This window comes from Brevibacterium sp. 1718, from assembly GCF_051131255.1.
Lineage (GTDB): Bacteria > Actinomycetota > Actinomycetes > Actinomycetales > Brevibacteriaceae > Brevibacterium > Brevibacterium sediminis.
Window position 1 is genome coordinate 2,418,741 of record NZ_CP186550.1, and the last position, 15,043, is coordinate 2,433,783.

Consider the following 15,043-nt stretch of genomic DNA (forward strand, 5'->3'; position numbering starts at 1 on the left):
ACAGCAAAGAACCCTCCCTCACCGATTCGGTGAGGGAGGGTTCATTCGTCTTCAGGACTCAGTTCGCCATGGCCCAGTTCGGATAGGTTGCACGTTCGATACGGCCGCGGCAGCAGTCGATGCTGCAGGCTCCGCTGCCAGGCACCAGAGCCTTCGTCCCGGGCAGAGCCGGAACGTCGACGTCTTCCCCGCGCAGCTGAGCCACGCGCTCCTCGACGAGGTCGACGAGTCCCCTGACGAAGGCGACATGAGTGCCGACGGTGTCGACCCGGGTGAAGTCGAGACCGAGTTCCTCAGCAGTCTCCTTCGCTTCGGTGTCGAGGTCGAAAGCGACCTCCATATGGTCGGAGATGAAACCGATGGGCACGAGCACGACACCGGTCACCCCCTCCTCGGCAAGTTCGGTCATCCGGTCGTTGACATCGGGTTCGAGCCAGGGCACCTCAGGTGAGCCGGAACGTGAGCAGTAGACGAGTTCGGACGGAACACGATCGGCCTCATCGATGCGCCCCATGAGGTGGTCGATGAGTTCTTCGTGCTGGGCCCGGTATCCGTTGGTGGTCACCTCTGAGGCGTCCTGCATGACGTTCGGGATCGAGTGGGTGACGAAGAGGATCCGGTGCTTGGTCGAATCGATCTGCCCGACCTTCGACCGGAAATCGGCGACGCCGTCGCCCAGGCAGTCGGCGCAGGCGTCGGCGTAGCCGGGATGGTTGTAGAACTGACGGATCTTGTCGATCGAGACGTTGAGACCCTCGTCCTTGAGCGTGTCGATCGTCTTCGCGAAGTCCTCACGGTACTGCCGGCACGACGAGTAGGAGGAATACGCGGAGGTGTCGATCGAGAGGAACTGCGTGGCACCGTCCTGTGCCAGCTTGCGCACCTCGTCGGTGAGATAAGGATCCCAGTTGCGGTTGCCCCAGATCAGCGGGGTCTCGATTCCGCGGCGATCGAGTTCGTCGCGCAGCGCGGCCAGCAGCGCCTTGTTCTGGTCGTTGATCGGAGACTTGCCTCCGAAACCGAAATAGTGCTCCCCCACCTCCTCGAGCCGTTCCTCGGGAATCCCGCGGCCGGCGGTGACGTTGCGCAGGAATGGAACCACTTCTTCTGGGGCCTCCGGTCCTCCGAATGACATGAGGATCAGGGCGTCGATGGGTGCAGTCGTATTCACCTTCCCGATTTTACAGACTGTAGAGCCGCTCGGCCCGCTGTCCGCACAGTGAGCCGCGCCCACTCACGGTGCAGACGCCGACCGGAGGGTCCGACGCCCGCCCTCGCCGGTGTCGTGGCGACGCCGGCGGCGTGGTGGCGACGCTGTCGGAGCCGACGCGCAGGTTCCCCTTTCGCACATTTCTCGCACGTGCGTGGCCGGTCTCACAGAATCACCCCGCCGGCTCCCGATCTGCCCCGTGATTTCGCGACTCGCGCGGAAATCTGCCCGGCACGACGCGCCGAACGTGACACGATGCTTCTGAGACGCGACAAAGGAGCTTAAGGCAATGCGTGAACTGATCTTGAACGGAGTCAACGCAGACGGCACACATCTGCTGTTGAACGACGAGAACGGGCTTCAGTACCGAGTCGTCCTCGATGAGGCTCTCTTCGCCGCGGTCCGCAGGGACCGCTCCCACCCCAAGTCCGAGACTCCCGTGCGCCCGAAAGAGATCCAGGCCATGATCCGCGGCGGCATGGACGCCGAGGAGGTCGTGGCCGCCACCGGTGCCGACATCGAATACGTGCGCACCTACGAAGGTCCGGCGATGGCCGAACGCGAACGCACCGCCTACCTGGCCAGCCGCCATCCCATCTATTCCGATCATGATCCCAACGGCGAACCGACTCCGCTCATCGAGCTGTGTCAGGAACGCCTGGCGATGCGCGACGTCGATATCGAGACGATGGAGTGGGATTCCTGGAAGCAGCAGGACGGCAACTGGTACATCCAACTCAGCTTCACCGCCGCTGATCGTGTCCGCACCGCCAGCTGGCATTACTACCGCCGTTCGCTGACCCCGATCGACGACGAGGCGAAGTGGCTCGCCGATTCCGGTCCCACCGACACCGGACCGATCCCGAACTACGGCAGCGGTGCCGAACGACAGAGGACCACCGAGGAGGTCGATGTCCTCCCGGCGACCGATCAGTCGTCCGCGTCGATCGCCGCCGACGGACCGGTCCGGCCCACCGCCGGTTCGGCGCCGTCGCAGCAGGCCCGCGATCATCAGGCCGAGACCGGCCGGATCCTGGAGAACCTGCGCAAGCGCCGCCACGCCGAGGAAGAGCCGCGGACCCGTCTGCGTGCAGTCACCGAGGACCCCGAGACTCACCCACAGGGAGCGCACACCGCTCCAGGCCAGCCCGAAGCCGCCACCGATGACGAAGTCTTCGCCTTCGAAGATGCGGCTGCCTCGGCTGAGGAACCGCAGGAGCCGACCGAGAAGGTCGGCGTCTTCGACGACGAGAATCAGCTCTCCCTGCTCAACGAGCCCGGAGTGAGCGATCACGACGACCAGTTCAAGGACTCCGCCTCGGCGAAGGATACGAAGCCGAAGTCGAAGAAGAACTCGCGAGCCTCGATCCCGAGCTGGGACGAGATCATGTTCGGATCGAAGCGGGACTGACCTCAGACTCTCGAGTGTTCGCCCTCGGATCGCGTGAGCCGAGGTCCGCTGCACCCGGTTCGACTGTGCCGAGGTCGACGACCTCATCGCCGTCCGAGATCAGTGTCCTGTCATGGGTGACCATGACGACCGTGCGGTCGCCCAGGCTCCCACGGAGATCGTCGATGAGCAGCCGAGCCGTCTCATCGTCCAAGTGCGCTGTCGGTTCGTCGAGGACGATCACATCGGCTCCGGTCAGCAGGGTTCTGGCCACCGCCAAACGCTGTCGCTGACCGCCGGAGATCTCCGCTCCGTGGTCGCCGACCCACCGTTCGAGCACCTCTGCATCGGCCCAGTCGCTCAGCCCTGCCGCTTTCAGCACGGAGATCATCTCGTCGTCCCCGGGGACCGACCGCCCGGCGAGTGCGAGATTGCCGCGCACTGTGGAGCGGAAGACGTGTGCCTCCTGAGGGCACCAGGCGATTCGGCCGACGAGGTCTTCGGGTGAGCAGGTGAGCATATCGTGGTCGGTCCCGCTCCGGTCACGGGCGCGGTAGCTGCCGGACCAGGGGTCGAGGAACCGCAGGAGCACGCTCAGGCTCGTCGTCTTACCGGTTCCGCTGTCACCGCACAGCACGGTCCAACTGCCGCGTTGAGCTCTCAGGTCCAGTCCTGCGACGACAGCCTGATCGTCCCATCCGACGGTGATCTCATCGAATTCGAGGGCGTCGACGCCGACGAGCTCGACCGGGCCAGAGCGGCACGACGAGTCGTCGCTCTCGCCGGCCGTGGTTCCGGCAGCAGGAGCCTGCACTTCGACGTCGAGTCCCGAGTCCTCGGCTTCGCGGTCCGCCGCACTGTCCGCATTGGGCAGACAGTCCAGTGCCGACCCCAGGGCGGGCAGCTGGCGGAACGCTTCGAGTGCCGAAGCGAACACTTCGCCCAGGCCCAAGGCCATGAGGGAGAGCACCGCGACGATCTCGGTCGGAGCATCCGTGGACACCGCGAGGATCACTGCGGTGGTGAACGTGCTCAGCTGCAGCCACAGTTGGGCGAGCCCGAAGTTGCGGGCAGAGGCCTTCTGCTTCTTCTCGAGGTCGGCCTCCAAGTCGGCCAACAGGCCGAGGACCGCAGAGTCGACCCGGTTCGTGCGCAGGTCGTCCTTTGCGTACAGAGCGCGAGTGAGCACGGACAGGATCCGGTTGCGGTCCTCCCTGATTCCGTACGCCAACCGGCTCTCTGCCCGGATGACGAGAATCGGGACGATGACGAGGTTGACGGCGCCCACCAGGATGAACCAGACCAGTGACCTCACGTCGAGAAGTGCTGCGGTGATGCTCACGCCGATGACGACCATGCTGGAGACGAAAGGCGGGAACAGAGTCCGGGGCACCAGGTCGCGGACGTCGTCGGCGTCGGCGACCATGGCGCGCAGCGCCGAATCCGAGGTCAGCAGCCGCCGATCACTCATGCCTACGCGCTCGAAGTGCTCCCACAGCCGTGTGCGCAGTTTCGTGAGCGCGGCGAAGATCGCCGAGTGGAGTCTCAGCCGACTGGCGTAGAGCAGCACGGAGCGGCTGAGCCCGAAGAATCGCACACCGACGATGGCGACCATGAGCAGCATGATCGGCGGCTGGTACGAAGCTTCGACGATGAGCCATGCGGAGACGGCAGTCAGAGCGATGGCCGCGAGGCTGGACGCGCAGGCGGTGAGCGCGGCCACCAGCATGGTCGGGGTGAACAGCGGCAGGCTCGAGCCCAGTATCGACCAGCGACGTCGCAGTGCAGCTGTCCAGGACTCGCCTCCGGAGTGCTGCGTCGAGACATCCGGGTGCCGCTCGACGTCGGACCGAGGCCCGGGCTCGCTGCCCGAACCCGTCCGTTCCGCCGGAGCGGGAACTTCAGTCCGCGCCCTTGTTGCAGGAACCTCGGCGGCGTCGGTTCGGGCCTGATCCGCGATCACGGTCGACTTTGATTCCGCTGGTGCACCGTTCTCTGCCGCTTCAAAGTGCGTCTTCTCCGGGCGGATCTCTGTGTCGGCCAGCGCGCGAACCTGTTCGTCATGGCTGGCGAGGATCACGCGGTGGGTGGCGGCCGCCTCGGCGATCATGTCGATGACGATGGCGGCATTGTCGGCGTCGAGGTGGGCGGTCGGTTCGTCGAGGACGAGCAGCTCGGCCCCGTCACCGAGGCGGTGCCGCACTCGCACGAGGGCCAGCCGACGCTGTTGGCCGGGGCTCAGCGCCGCCGTCTGCACACACAGATCGGTGGGCAGTTCGGCGGCGGACAGGGCCGTCCGAGCTTGGTCGTCGTCGAGTCCGAAGAGTGCCAGTTCGGCGCCGATGGTCTCGGCGAACATGCGTGGAGCCTGCGGCACGTAGGCCGCGCTCACCGGATCGGCGGTGGTGTGCGCGTCGGCAGGCAGACTGCCGACCAGCGCACCGAGCACGGTCGACTTGCCGGTTCCGGACCGGCCGCTGATCGTCGTCACTCCCGGCCGGGTGTCGATGTCGCCCGACCACGTGATGAGTGTGCCGTCGGCATAGCGAACCCACTGGTCCCCCGGCCAGCCGAAGGCATCGAGCGCGCGTGCCCCCGCAGCCGCGAACGGCGTCTCCGCATCTGCCGACCGTGTCTCCGACAGCAGCGACCGGGCTCTCTCACGAGCTTCGCGTCCGTTCTCGCTCGCATGATAGCCGGCCCCGAGCTCCCGCAGAGGGATGAAGCATTCGGGCGCGATGAGCAGGACCAACAGGCCATCGCCCAGCTCCATCGACCCATTGACCAGGCGCAGACCGATGACCACGGCCACGAGCGCCACCGAGATCGTGGCGATGAGCTCGAGCGCCAAACTGGAGAGGAACGCGATGCGCAGCGTCGTGAGGTTCGCCTGATGGTAGCGCTCCCCCAGTTCCCGCAGCCGGCGCGCGTGATCGCGAGAACGGCCGAGACCGATGAGGACGGGCAGCCCCTCGGCGAGTTCGGCCAGGTGATCCGACAGCCGCTCCAGAGCCGCCATGGTCTCGGAGGTCGACTCTGCCGTGTAGCGGCCGATGAGCACCATGAACATCGGCACCAACGGCAGGCACACCGCGATGATGACCGCCGAGAGGACATCGCTGAAGACGATGCGCACCAGCAGCACGATGGGCACCACCGCGGCCGCGGTCAGGGCCGGCACCACCGTGGTGAAGTAGTCGTCGAGATCGTCGATTCCGCGGGTGACCGTGACCGCCGCATTCGTCCGCGGGCGTCCCCGGCCGCGCAGCAGACCGGAGAGGATCGAGCGCCGCAGACCCTGTTTCGAAACGGCTGCCAGGCTGGTGCCCAGACTGCGGTCGAGCCAGAGTCCGCCGCCGCGCAGCAGCGCGCCGAGGGCGCCGAGGACCACCCACAGCCCGGGCGCGCTGTGGCCGATGATAGCTCTCACCAGGGCTTCGGCGATGAGGACGATTCCCACCGACCGGCACAGGGCGGAGAGCACCGACAGTGCCAACCCCCGCCGACCGGTCGGCAGCTCGAGCAGGATCGACAGGGGCGAGCTCACGATCGGATCGCCACCGGCAGCTTGTGCGCTTCGGGGATGTGGGTCTCGGCGATGCGGCCGAGGAACATTCGGTAGCTGAAGATCTGGTAGGCGATGATGATCGGCAGGATCACGATCGTCACGATGAGCATGACGTTCAAGGTGTAGTCCGACGAGGATGCCGCAGCGATCGTCAGCGAGTTCGCCGGGTCGATCGTCGAGGGCAGGACGTTCGGGAAGACACCGGCGAAGACGGCGGTCAGACCGGCGATGAGATAGATCCCGTGCAGGACGAAGGCGCGCTTCTCGGCACCGGCGCGGACCGCGACGAACGCGAAGATGAGAGCGACGATCGCAACGAGCACCGGCACGATGAGCCAGGTCCGCTGGGTGATCGAGGAGGCGAACCAGATGAGGAACGGAATCGCGGCCGGCAGCATGATCCGACCGGCCCAGCGCCGCGACCGCGCCCGGACCTCGCCCTGCGTCTTGAGACCGAGGAAGATGAGCCCGTGGGCCAGGGAGAAGCCGAGCCCGCCGAGTCCGCCGGCGAGAGCCGGCCACGACATCCAGGCGAAGGCACCGCCGATCATGTCGCCATGATCATTGAGCGGCAGCCCGATGGTCGTCAGTGCGAGCATCGCACCGATGCAGAAGGCTGTTCCGGCCGATCCCACGGCCAGAGCCCAGGTCCAGAAGGTCTTCCACCTCTCCGAGTGCCCTTTGCCGCGGTATTCGATGGCCACGGCGCGGAAGATCAGCGCGAGCAGGCAGATGGTCAGTGGAATGTAGAGCGCGGAGAACAGTGAAGCGTACCAGTGTGGGAATGCGGCGAACATCGCTCCGGCCGCGGTGATCAGCCAGACCTCGTTGCCTTCCCAGACCGGGCCGATCGAGTTGAGCAGAACGCGCTTGCTGCGTTCGCTGCGGCTGAGGAAGGGCATCATCATGCCCACGCCGAGGTCGAAGCCGTCGAGGAACAGGTACCCCATCCAGAGCACGACGATGAGGACGAACCAGATTGTGGCGAGGATTTCCATCGTGACCTTCCCTCAGTACGCGAACGACAGGACGTCGTCGCCGTTGTCGGTGATCGTGGGTTTCGTATTCGTTTGGTCGAGTTCGGGCATCGCCGAGGCGACTCCCCCCTTGACGTATTTCGTGATCAGCCGCAGTTCGACGACCATCAGAATTCCGTAGACGGAGGTGAGACTGATCAGTGAGAACAGCAGCATCGCCGGTGTCACCTCGGGTGACAGCGCCGCCTGGGTGTACATGTACACTCCGTCGAGCTGAGCCGGGTTCGGTGCGACGACGAAGGGCTGGCGTCCCATTTCGGTGAAGATCCATCCTGCCGAATTCGCGAGGAACGGTGCAGTGATGGCCAGGACGAATCCGCGGCTGAGCCATTTCGACTCGGGCACCGTGCCCTTGCGGGCCAGCCACAGTCCGATGACGCAGACGCCGGCGGCCAGGGCGCCGAAGCCGATCATCATGCGGAAGCCCCAGTAGGTGACGATCATGATCGGCTGGTAGTCGATGGGTTCGCCGGCATGGTCGCCGTACCGCGGGTCGTCGGGGATATGCGTGCCGTAGCGCTCCTGGTATTCAGGCAGCAGCGTCGTCACACCGTGGACCGGGGTGTCGAAGTCGCCGTTGGCCAGGAAGGACAGCAGACCGGGGATCTCGAAGATGTTCTGCACTCCGTCGCAGTCGTTCGACGACGGATCGGCGATCGTGAGGACGGAGAACTGAGTGCCGTCGTGGCAGGCCGCCTCGGCGGAGGCCATCTTCATGGGCTGCTGATCGAACATCAGCTTGGCTTGGACGTCACCGGTGATCGAGACGCCGGCGAAGGCGAGGACCCCGACGATCGCGCCGATGCGCAGGGATTTGATCCACACCGCATGGTCCGTCTTGTCCCGTCCGGGAAGCTCCTTCGAGGAGCCGACGACGACTTTGCCGTCGGCACCGACGGTGTCGATTCCGGCCTTGCGCCGATGGTAGAGGTGGTACCAGGAGATGCCGAGGAGGAAGGATCCGCCCACTGCCAGGGCACCGAAGATCGTATGCGTGAATGCGGCGATTGCGGTGTTGTTGCCGAGGACCGCCCAGACGTCGGTCATCACGGGCCGGCCGTCGACCATCTCGACGCCGACGGGATGCTGCATCCAGGAATTCGCGACGATGATGAAGTAGGCCGAGATCCATGTGCCGATGACGGCCAGCCACAGCGAGCCGAGGTGAACCGCCCGCGGCAGTCGGCCCCAACCGAAGATCCACAGGCCGAGGAAGGTCGATTCGAGGAAGAACGCCAGCAGGGCCTCCAACGCCAGGGGCGCGCCGAAGACGTCGCCGACGAAGCGGGAGTATTCGCTCCACGCCATGCCGAACTGGAATTCCTGGACCAGGCCGGTGGCCACGCCCATGATGAAGTTGATGAGGAAGAGCTTGCCGAAGAACTTCGTGCTCCGCAGGTACACCTCGTTGCCGGTGCGATGGTAGATGGTCTGCAGGACCGCCACGAGCATGCCGAGTCCCAGGGTCAACGGCACCATCCAGAAGTGGTAGACCGTTGTGATTCCGAATTGCCACCGTCCGATGAGGACCGGGTCCAGCTCCATGGGTGCTCCATTCAGATTTCACGCGAGCAATGTTTCTACGTCACGTAGAATTCTACAGTTCGTAGAAACCCCGCCCGAGTGGTTTCATCATTCAAGACTCCCGGTTCCAAGTATGCTCTCGAACAAGCTCCCCTGACCAGGCCCACCCCTCTGCCGATACACACGCGCCTATGTGGAATTCGACAGGCTGTAGAGATATACTGGAGCGATCAGACCGACAACGAAATTGAGGGCGAAAGAACTGTGGGAACATTGGGTGAACTCGAACGCAGCGTCATGGACGCCATCTGGGTCCACGACGACGGGTTGAGTGCCGCCGAACTCCGCGAAGTCCTCTCGGATCGCGAGCTCGCGCTGACAACGGTCCATACTGTCCTGTCTCGACTCGAGAAGAAGGGCTTCGTCACTCGCGATCGCAGCATCCGTCCGCATCGCTATGTCGCGGTTTCGACACGTGAGGATCACGTTGCGGAGCTGATGACCGAGATGCTGTCTCAGGCACCGGATCGTCAGGCTGTCCTCGCTCGCTTCCTCGGCACCGTCTCGGAGGCCGACACCAAGGCGCTGCGCAATCTGCTCGGGCGCAATCACTCGACGCAGTCCTGACTCAGGCCGGTCACCTCAATGACCATCGTGGGAATCGTTCTGGCCGTGCTGGCTTTTCTGCTGGCATGGCCTATTCCTGCGGCCCTCGCGCGTTTCCGCGGTGACCCGATCTCAGAAGTCGTCCTCTGGCAGGCTGTCGGACTCTCCGGAGGACTCTCCCTCATCGGCGCTGCGCTCGCCTTCGCGGTCGCCCCGGGGACCACGAGTCTCCCGCAGGGACTCTTCGACCTCATCCGGGGCAAGGACCACACTCAGCTCTCACTCTTAGCCTGGATCTTCCTCGTCATCGCCGTGCTCCTCATCGGTCGGCTGCTCGGCTGCCTGGTCCTGACCCTCTATTCGGCTCGGCAGACCCGCCTGCGCCACGACGAGATCCTACATCTGCTCAGCGAACCGTCGATCGCCTATCCCGACACGCGCATCATCACCACCGATGAGGCCGTCGCCTACTGCCTGCCCAAGGGGCCGCGGAAGGGCACTGCCGTTCTGTCGACCGGTCTGCTCAAGGCCCTCGACGAGGATGAGCGAACCGCTGTCATCGCCCATGAGCGGGCGCATCTGGATTTCCGGCACGATGTGCTCGTCATCCCCTTCGCCGCCTGGCATCGGGCCCTGCCGTACTTCTCGGCCACGGCGATCGGGTTGAACTCGGTGAATCGGCTCATCGAGCTCATGGCCGATGATCAGGCCCGCGACCATGTCGATCCGCAGATCCTGGCTCAGGCAGTGAGATCGGCCGCCGCGATCAGCCCCGATCACCGCAGTGATCTGTCCGCGCAGCGTATCCAGCGCCTGTCGCATCCCCTGGATCCGGCGCGGATCCCCGTGCGGCTGATGTCGATCGGATTGGCCGTTCTGCTGCTGCTTCTGCCGACCCTGCTCATCGTCACACCGTCCTCATTCGGCATCTGAGCCCGGACCGATTCTCGGTCCGGGCTCAGATCGGTCGGTGCTGACTCAGCATTGGTGCTGACTCAGCAGTCGAGGTCAGCTGTCGATGCGTTCGGCATCAAGGACGGCAGCGCCGGAGACGATGAATTCCTTGCGCGGCCCGACCGATGATCCCATGAGGAGCTCGAAGGTGTTCTCCGCCATCTCGGCATCCTCCATCGTCACTCGACGCAGGGTGCGCATGCTCGGGTCCATGGTCGTCTCGGCCAGCTGATCGGCATCCATCTCGCCGAGGCCCTTGTACCGCTGGATCGGCTCCTTGTAGGTCTTCTTCTGCTTCTCGAGCTTCTTCAGCAGAGCGTGGAGCTCGGCTTCGGTGTAGGTGTAGACGATGTCATTGGGCGTTCCGCGCTTCGTCACGACCTCGACTCGGTGCAGCGGAGGCACGGCCGCGAAGACGCGACCGGCCTCGACCAGCGGCTTCATGTACCGGAAGAACAGAGTCAGCAGAAGAGTGCGGATATGCGCTCCGTCGACATCGGCGTCTGTCATGATGATGACTCGGCCGTACCGTGCAGCGTCGATATCGAAGCTGCGCCCGGAGCCGGCGCCGATGACCTGGATGAGCGCTGAGCATTCGACATTGGCGAGCATGTCGGCCAGAGTCGCCTTCTGCACGTTGAGGATCTTCCCGCGGATGGGGAACAGCGCCTGATGGTCGGAATTGCGAGCGGCCTTCGCCGTACCCATCGCCGAGTCTCCCTCGACGATGAACAGCTCCGTGTTCTCCACCCCGTTGTCACGGCAGTCGTAGAGCTTCGCCGGCAGCGAAGAGGCTTCCAGCGCGGTCTTCCGTCGCTGGTTCTCCTTGTGGGTGCGGGCGGAGATGCGTGACTTCATCTCGGCCACGACTTTCTCCATGAGCACGGCGGCCTGCTGCTTCTCAGCACGCTTGGTCGAGGCAAGCACCTCGCCGAGCTGAGACTCCACGGTCTTCGCCACGATCTGTCGCACTGCCGCGGTGCCGAGGACCTCCTTGGTCTGCCCTTCGAACTGGGGTTCGGCCAGCTGCACGGTGACGACGGCGGTGATGCCGGCGAGCACATCGTCCTTCTCGAGCTTGTCCTTGCCGACCTTGAGCTTGCGTGCGTTGGCCTCGACGGCCTTGCGCATCGCCTTCAGGCAGGCCTGTTCGAACCCGGCGAGGTGTGTGCCGCCCTGTGGAGTGGCGACGACGTTGACGAAGGACTTCAGCTTCGTGTCGTAGCCGGTCCCCCAGCGCAGAGCGATATCGACGCCGACCTCGCGTTCGACTTCCTTGGACTCGAGGTGACCCGAGGAATTGAGGACCGGGACGGTCTCCTTGAAGGTGCCGGTGTTCTGCAATCGCCAGGTGTCGGTGATCGGCGGGTCGATGGAGAGGTGATCGACGAATTCGGTGATTCCGCCGTCGAACTTGAAGACCTCTTCGCGCTCCTCGATGACGGCGCCGGTCTCGTCACGGGCGGCACCGCGACGATCGACGATGCGCAGCTCGAGACCGGGCACGAGGAATGCGGTCTGACGGGCGCGTTCGACCAGATGCGGGTAGTCGAACTGAGCCTTGGACAGGAAGATCTGCGGATCGGCCCAGTACTGGACCCGAGTGCCGGTGGCGCCGCGTTTGGCCTTGCCGACGATGTCGAGACCGGTCGGCTCCTGGAAGGCCTCGAAGGGGTTGTCGGGGCTCGCTGTGCCGGAGGAGTCGTCGAAGCGTCCGGGAACGCCTCGGCGGAAGGACATCTTGTGCACCTTCGATCCGCGGGTGACCTCGACGTCGAGGCGAGCGGACAGGGCGTTGACGACCGAGGCGCCGACTCCGTGCAGTCCGCCCGAAGCAGCGTAGGAGGAGCCGCCGAACTTTCCGCCGGCATGGAGCTTGGTCATGACGACTTCGACGCCGGTCAGCCCGGTCTTCGGTTCGATGTCGACGGGGATGCCGCGGCCCTTGTCGGTGACGGCCACCGATCCGTCAGCGGCGAGTTCGATGAGGATCTCTGAACCGTGTCCTCCGAGCGCCTCGTCGACGGAGTTGTCGATGACCTCCCACAGACAGTGCATGAGTCCACGGGAATCGGTCGTGCCGATGTACATGCCGGGTCGCTTGCGAACCGCCTCAAGACCGGACAGGACGGACAGGTGCCTGGCGCCGTAGCTTTCGTCTTCCACACAATTCCTCTCGTTCGATTAAATTCTAATCGCTGCGCGCTCAGGACCCTATTCCCTCGGGCTCGTGTCGGAAATGCATCCGGTCGACCCCGACCATGGGCACGCCTTTGCTGAAACAATGGAGTCATGCCGCATCGCCTCCTCGTCCCAAGTCTCCTTCTCACCGCCGCTCTCAGCCTGCCCGGACTGGCGGCCTGCTCCCAGGACGCAGGTGCCCCCGAACGAACGAGTCAGGCGGCCGAGACAACCGACGCGTCTCCGACTGCCGGCAACGGTGCGGACGGAGGCGACGACGCGAAGTCGGGCACCGCCTCGGCGAAGGAGGAAGAGGCGGATCTCAAAGGGAAGGTCATCGCGATCGATCCGGGACACAACGGCGGAAATGCGGACCATCCGGAGAGGATCAACCGGCAGGTTCCGGACGGACGCGGCGGAACGAAGGCCTGCAACACCACGGGCACCTCGACGAATTCCGACTATCCGGAAGCCGATTTCACCTGGGCCGTGGCGAAGAAGCTGCAGAAGTCGCTGACCGACGCCGGAGCCGAGGTCGTGCTCAGCCGGAAGGACAACGCAGGAGTCGGACCGTGCGTGGACGAGCGCGGACAGTTCGCCGACGACGCGGACGTGCTGGTGAGCATCCATGCCAACGGCAGCGAGTCGAGTTCGGTGAAGGGCTTCCACATCATCGTCGCCGATCCCGGTGAGGACGAGAAGACCGAGAAGGCCTCCGGGGACCTGGCGAAGTCCGTGGGGAGTTCGATGGGTGAGGAGTTCACCCCGAACAGGGCCTATGGAAAGGATGCGATCAGCCGTCGCCCGGATCTGGCCGGGTTGAACAACGCATCTGTTCCCGCCGTCATCGTCGAATGCGGAGAGATGCGCAACCCGTCGCAGGCAGAGCTCATGGAGTCGAAATCCGGGCAGAGGAAATATGCCGATGCCCTGTTCGACGGCATCGTCGACTGGTTCTGACCCGGAAACGCCGAACGCCCCTGGGACGATCCCAGGGGCGTTCGCAGCTGACTGATCCGGCTCGTGGACCGGCCGAGGTGAGAATCAGTCGAGGTAGTCGCGCAGCACCTGCGAGCGGGACGGGTGACGCAGCTTGGCCATCGTCTTCGACTCGATCTGGCGGATGCGCTCACGGGTGACGCCGTAGACCTTGCCGATCTCGTCGAGGGTCTTCGGCTGACCGTCGTTGAGTCCGAAGCGCATGGACACCACTCCCGCTTCACGTTCCGAGAGCGTGTCGAGCACGGAGTGCAGCTGCTCCTGGAGGAGGGTGAAGCTCACCGAGTCCGAGGGCACAACTGCCTCGGAGTCCTCGATGAGGTCGCCGAACTCCGAGTCGCCGTCTTCACCGAGCGGGGTGTGCAGCGAGATGGGCTCGCGACCGTACTTCTGGACCTCGACGACACGCTCGGGTGTCATGTCGAGTTCCTTCGCGAGCTCTTCCGGGGTCGGTTCGCGACCGAGGTCCTGCAGCATCTGGCGCTGCACGCGGGCGAGCTTGTTGATGACCTCGACCATGTGCACCGGGATGCGGATCGTCCGAGCCTGGTCGGCCATCGCGCGGGTGATGGCCTGGCGGATCCACCACGTGGCGTAGGTCGAGAACTTGAAGCCCTTCGTGTAGTCGAACTTCTCGACGGCGCGGATGAGGCCGAGGTTGCCTTCCTGGATGAGGTCGAGGAACAGCATTCCGCGGCCGGTGTAGCGTTTGGCCAGGGACACGACGAGTCGGAGGTTGGCTTCCAACAGATGGTTCTTCGCGATGCGACCGTCGTGGATGATCCACTTGTAGTCCATCGTTTCGCGCGGGTCGGTCACCTCTCCGCCGTCGAGCAGATGCTCGGCGTACATTCCGGCTTCGATGCGCTTGGCGAGATCGACCTCTTCGGCGGCATTGAGCAGGGCCACCTTGCCGATCTGCTTGAGGTAGTCCTTGACCGGGTCTGCGGTCGCACCGGCGGAGACGACCTGCTGAGCGGGCGCGTCCTCTTCGTCGGCATCGGAGACGATGAAGCCACCGGCCTCGGCCACGGCGGCATTCTTCTCCTTCTCTTCCGAGTTCTTCGTCTCGGTCGCCTCGGCGGGGCTCTCCTCTGTGGCCAGAGCGTCCGCGGCCGGTTCGACTTCCTCGGTGGTGTCGATATCGTCGTCGGCCTTCTTCGCCTTGGTCGCCTTCTTGGCTTCCTTGGCGGCGGTGGCCTTCGTCGTGGTCTTCGCCGGAGCAGCCGTCGACTTCGCGGCGGCTGTCTTCTTCGCAGCAGTCGTCTTCTTCGACGCAGCCGTCTCGGTCTTTGCGGCCGTCGACTTCGCGGTCGTCGGCTTCGCGGTCGCTGTCTTCTTGGCTCCGGCAGCGGTCGTCTTCTTCGCAGTGGACTTCGACGCCGCAGTGGTCTTGGATCCACCGGTCGAGGTCGTGCCGGCCGTTCCCTCCGACTTCTCCGTCACCGTTGTGGATTCCTTGTCGACTCTGGGCACGTGTTCACCTTTCGCGAGCGTTGAAACTTCCCCATGCATTCGGACAGTACTAAGACCCAAGTCAAGTGGTCCGCGTGCGGTCCGGGGCGAACGCAGAG

At 64.7% G+C, this 15,043-nt stretch carries 10 protein-coding genes; 4 read left to right on the forward strand and 6 right to left on the reverse strand.

Translation table 11 applies throughout. From position 1 onward, the window contains the following. Nucleotides 1–58: 58 nt before the first annotated feature. Entirely contained in the window at nucleotides 59–1,171 is a 1,113-nt protein-coding gene (locus ACOZ9V_RS10895) for a ferrochelatase (protein WP_181271705.1), read from the reverse strand. 328 nt (nucleotides 1,172–1,499) lie between these two features. Between ACOZ9V_RS10895 and sepH the strand changes: the two genes are divergently transcribed. Beyond that, the gene (gene sepH, locus ACOZ9V_RS10900; RefSeq protein WP_181271706.1) at nucleotides 1,500–2,621 is read left to right on the forward strand and encodes a septation protein SepH; all 1,122 of its coding nucleotides are present in this window, start codon (nucleotides 1,500–1,502) and stop codon (nucleotides 2,619–2,621) included. On the opposite strand, the gene cydC is transcribed toward sepH, so the two are convergent. From cydC to ACOZ9V_RS10915, 3 genes are read right to left on the reverse strand one after another with little or no spacing between them, the layout of a single operon-like run. Then, complete coding sequence (gene cydC, locus ACOZ9V_RS10905) at nucleotides 2,596–6,147, reverse strand: thiol reductant ABC exporter subunit CydC (RefSeq protein WP_434589905.1); 3,552 nt, start codon at nucleotides 6,145–6,147, stop codon at nucleotides 2,596–2,598. The genes sepH and cydC overlap by 26 nt on opposite strands. Beyond that, complete coding sequence (gene cydB, locus ACOZ9V_RS10910; protein WP_434589908.1) at nucleotides 6,144–7,166, reverse strand: cytochrome d ubiquinol oxidase subunit II; 1,023 nt, start codon at nucleotides 7,164–7,166, stop codon at nucleotides 6,144–6,146. Before cydB ends, cydC begins: the two co-directional genes overlap by 4 nt. 12 nt (nucleotides 7,167–7,178) lie before the next feature. Further along, nucleotides 7,179–8,750 (reverse strand): cytochrome ubiquinol oxidase subunit I, encoded by a 1,572-nt coding sequence (locus ACOZ9V_RS10915; protein WP_434589911.1) that lies wholly within the window; start codon nucleotides 8,748–8,750, stop codon nucleotides 7,179–7,181. A 243-nt stretch (nucleotides 8,751–8,993) separates the two neighbouring features. On the opposite strand from ACOZ9V_RS10915, the gene ACOZ9V_RS10920 reads away from it, so the two are divergent. Both ACOZ9V_RS10920 and ACOZ9V_RS10925 read left to right on the forward strand, forming a co-directional pair. Further along, nucleotides 8,994–9,356 (forward strand): BlaI/MecI/CopY family transcriptional regulator, encoded by a 363-nt coding sequence (locus ACOZ9V_RS10920; RefSeq protein ID WP_092013109.1) that lies wholly within the window; start codon nucleotides 8,994–8,996, stop codon nucleotides 9,354–9,356. A gap of 18 nt (nucleotides 9,357–9,374) precedes the next feature. Next, the gene (locus tag ACOZ9V_RS10925; RefSeq protein ID WP_181271709.1) at nucleotides 9,375–10,268 is read left to right on the forward strand and encodes a M56 family metallopeptidase; all 894 of its coding nucleotides are present in this window, start codon (nucleotides 9,375–9,377) and stop codon (nucleotides 10,266–10,268) included. Nucleotides 10,269–10,343: 75 nt separating this feature from the next. Here ACOZ9V_RS10925 and ACOZ9V_RS10930 read toward each other — a convergent pair whose 3' ends face one another. Further along, entirely contained in the window at nucleotides 10,344–12,455 is a 2,112-nt protein-coding gene (locus tag ACOZ9V_RS10930; protein WP_434589915.1) for a DNA gyrase/topoisomerase IV subunit B, read from the reverse strand. Between the two features lie 126 nt (nucleotides 12,456–12,581). Between ACOZ9V_RS10930 and ACOZ9V_RS10935 the strand changes: the two genes are divergently transcribed. After that, nucleotides 12,582–13,430 (forward strand): N-acetylmuramoyl-L-alanine amidase, encoded by an 849-nt coding sequence (locus tag ACOZ9V_RS10935; RefSeq protein WP_434589918.1) that lies wholly within the window; start codon nucleotides 12,582–12,584, stop codon nucleotides 13,428–13,430. An 84-nt stretch (nucleotides 13,431–13,514) separates the two neighbouring features. Here ACOZ9V_RS10935 and ACOZ9V_RS10940 read toward each other — a convergent pair whose 3' ends face one another. Next, nucleotides 13,515–14,984, reverse strand: coding sequence for an RNA polymerase sigma factor (locus tag ACOZ9V_RS10940; RefSeq protein ID WP_181271712.1), 1,470 nt, complete (start codon nucleotides 14,982–14,984; stop codon nucleotides 13,515–13,517). Between the last annotated feature and the right edge of the window lie 59 nt (nucleotides 14,985–15,043).

Excerpts from the sequence above, each read along its gene's own strand:
- cydB (WP_434589908.1), bottom strand. The coding sequence starts at position 7,166 with ATGGAAATCCTCGCCACAATCTGGTTCGTCCTCATCGTCGTGCTCTGG.
- ACOZ9V_RS10915 (WP_434589911.1), bottom strand. The coding sequence starts at position 8,750 with ATGGAGCTGGACCCGGTCCTCATCGGACGGTGGCAATTCGGAATCACA.
- sepH (WP_181271706.1), top strand. The coding sequence starts at position 1,500 with ATGCGTGAACTGATCTTGAACGGAGTCAACGCAGACGGCACACATCTG.
- ACOZ9V_RS10935 (WP_434589918.1), top strand. The coding sequence starts at position 12,582 with ATGCCGCATCGCCTCCTCGTCCCAAGTCTCCTTCTCACCGCCGCTCTC.
- ACOZ9V_RS10925 (WP_181271709.1), top strand. The coding sequence starts at position 9,375 with ATGACCATCGTGGGAATCGTTCTGGCCGTGCTGGCTTTTCTGCTGGCA.
- ACOZ9V_RS10940 (WP_181271712.1), bottom strand. The coding sequence starts at position 14,984 with ATGCATGGGGAAGTTTCAACGCTCGCGAAAGGTGAACACGTGCCCAGA.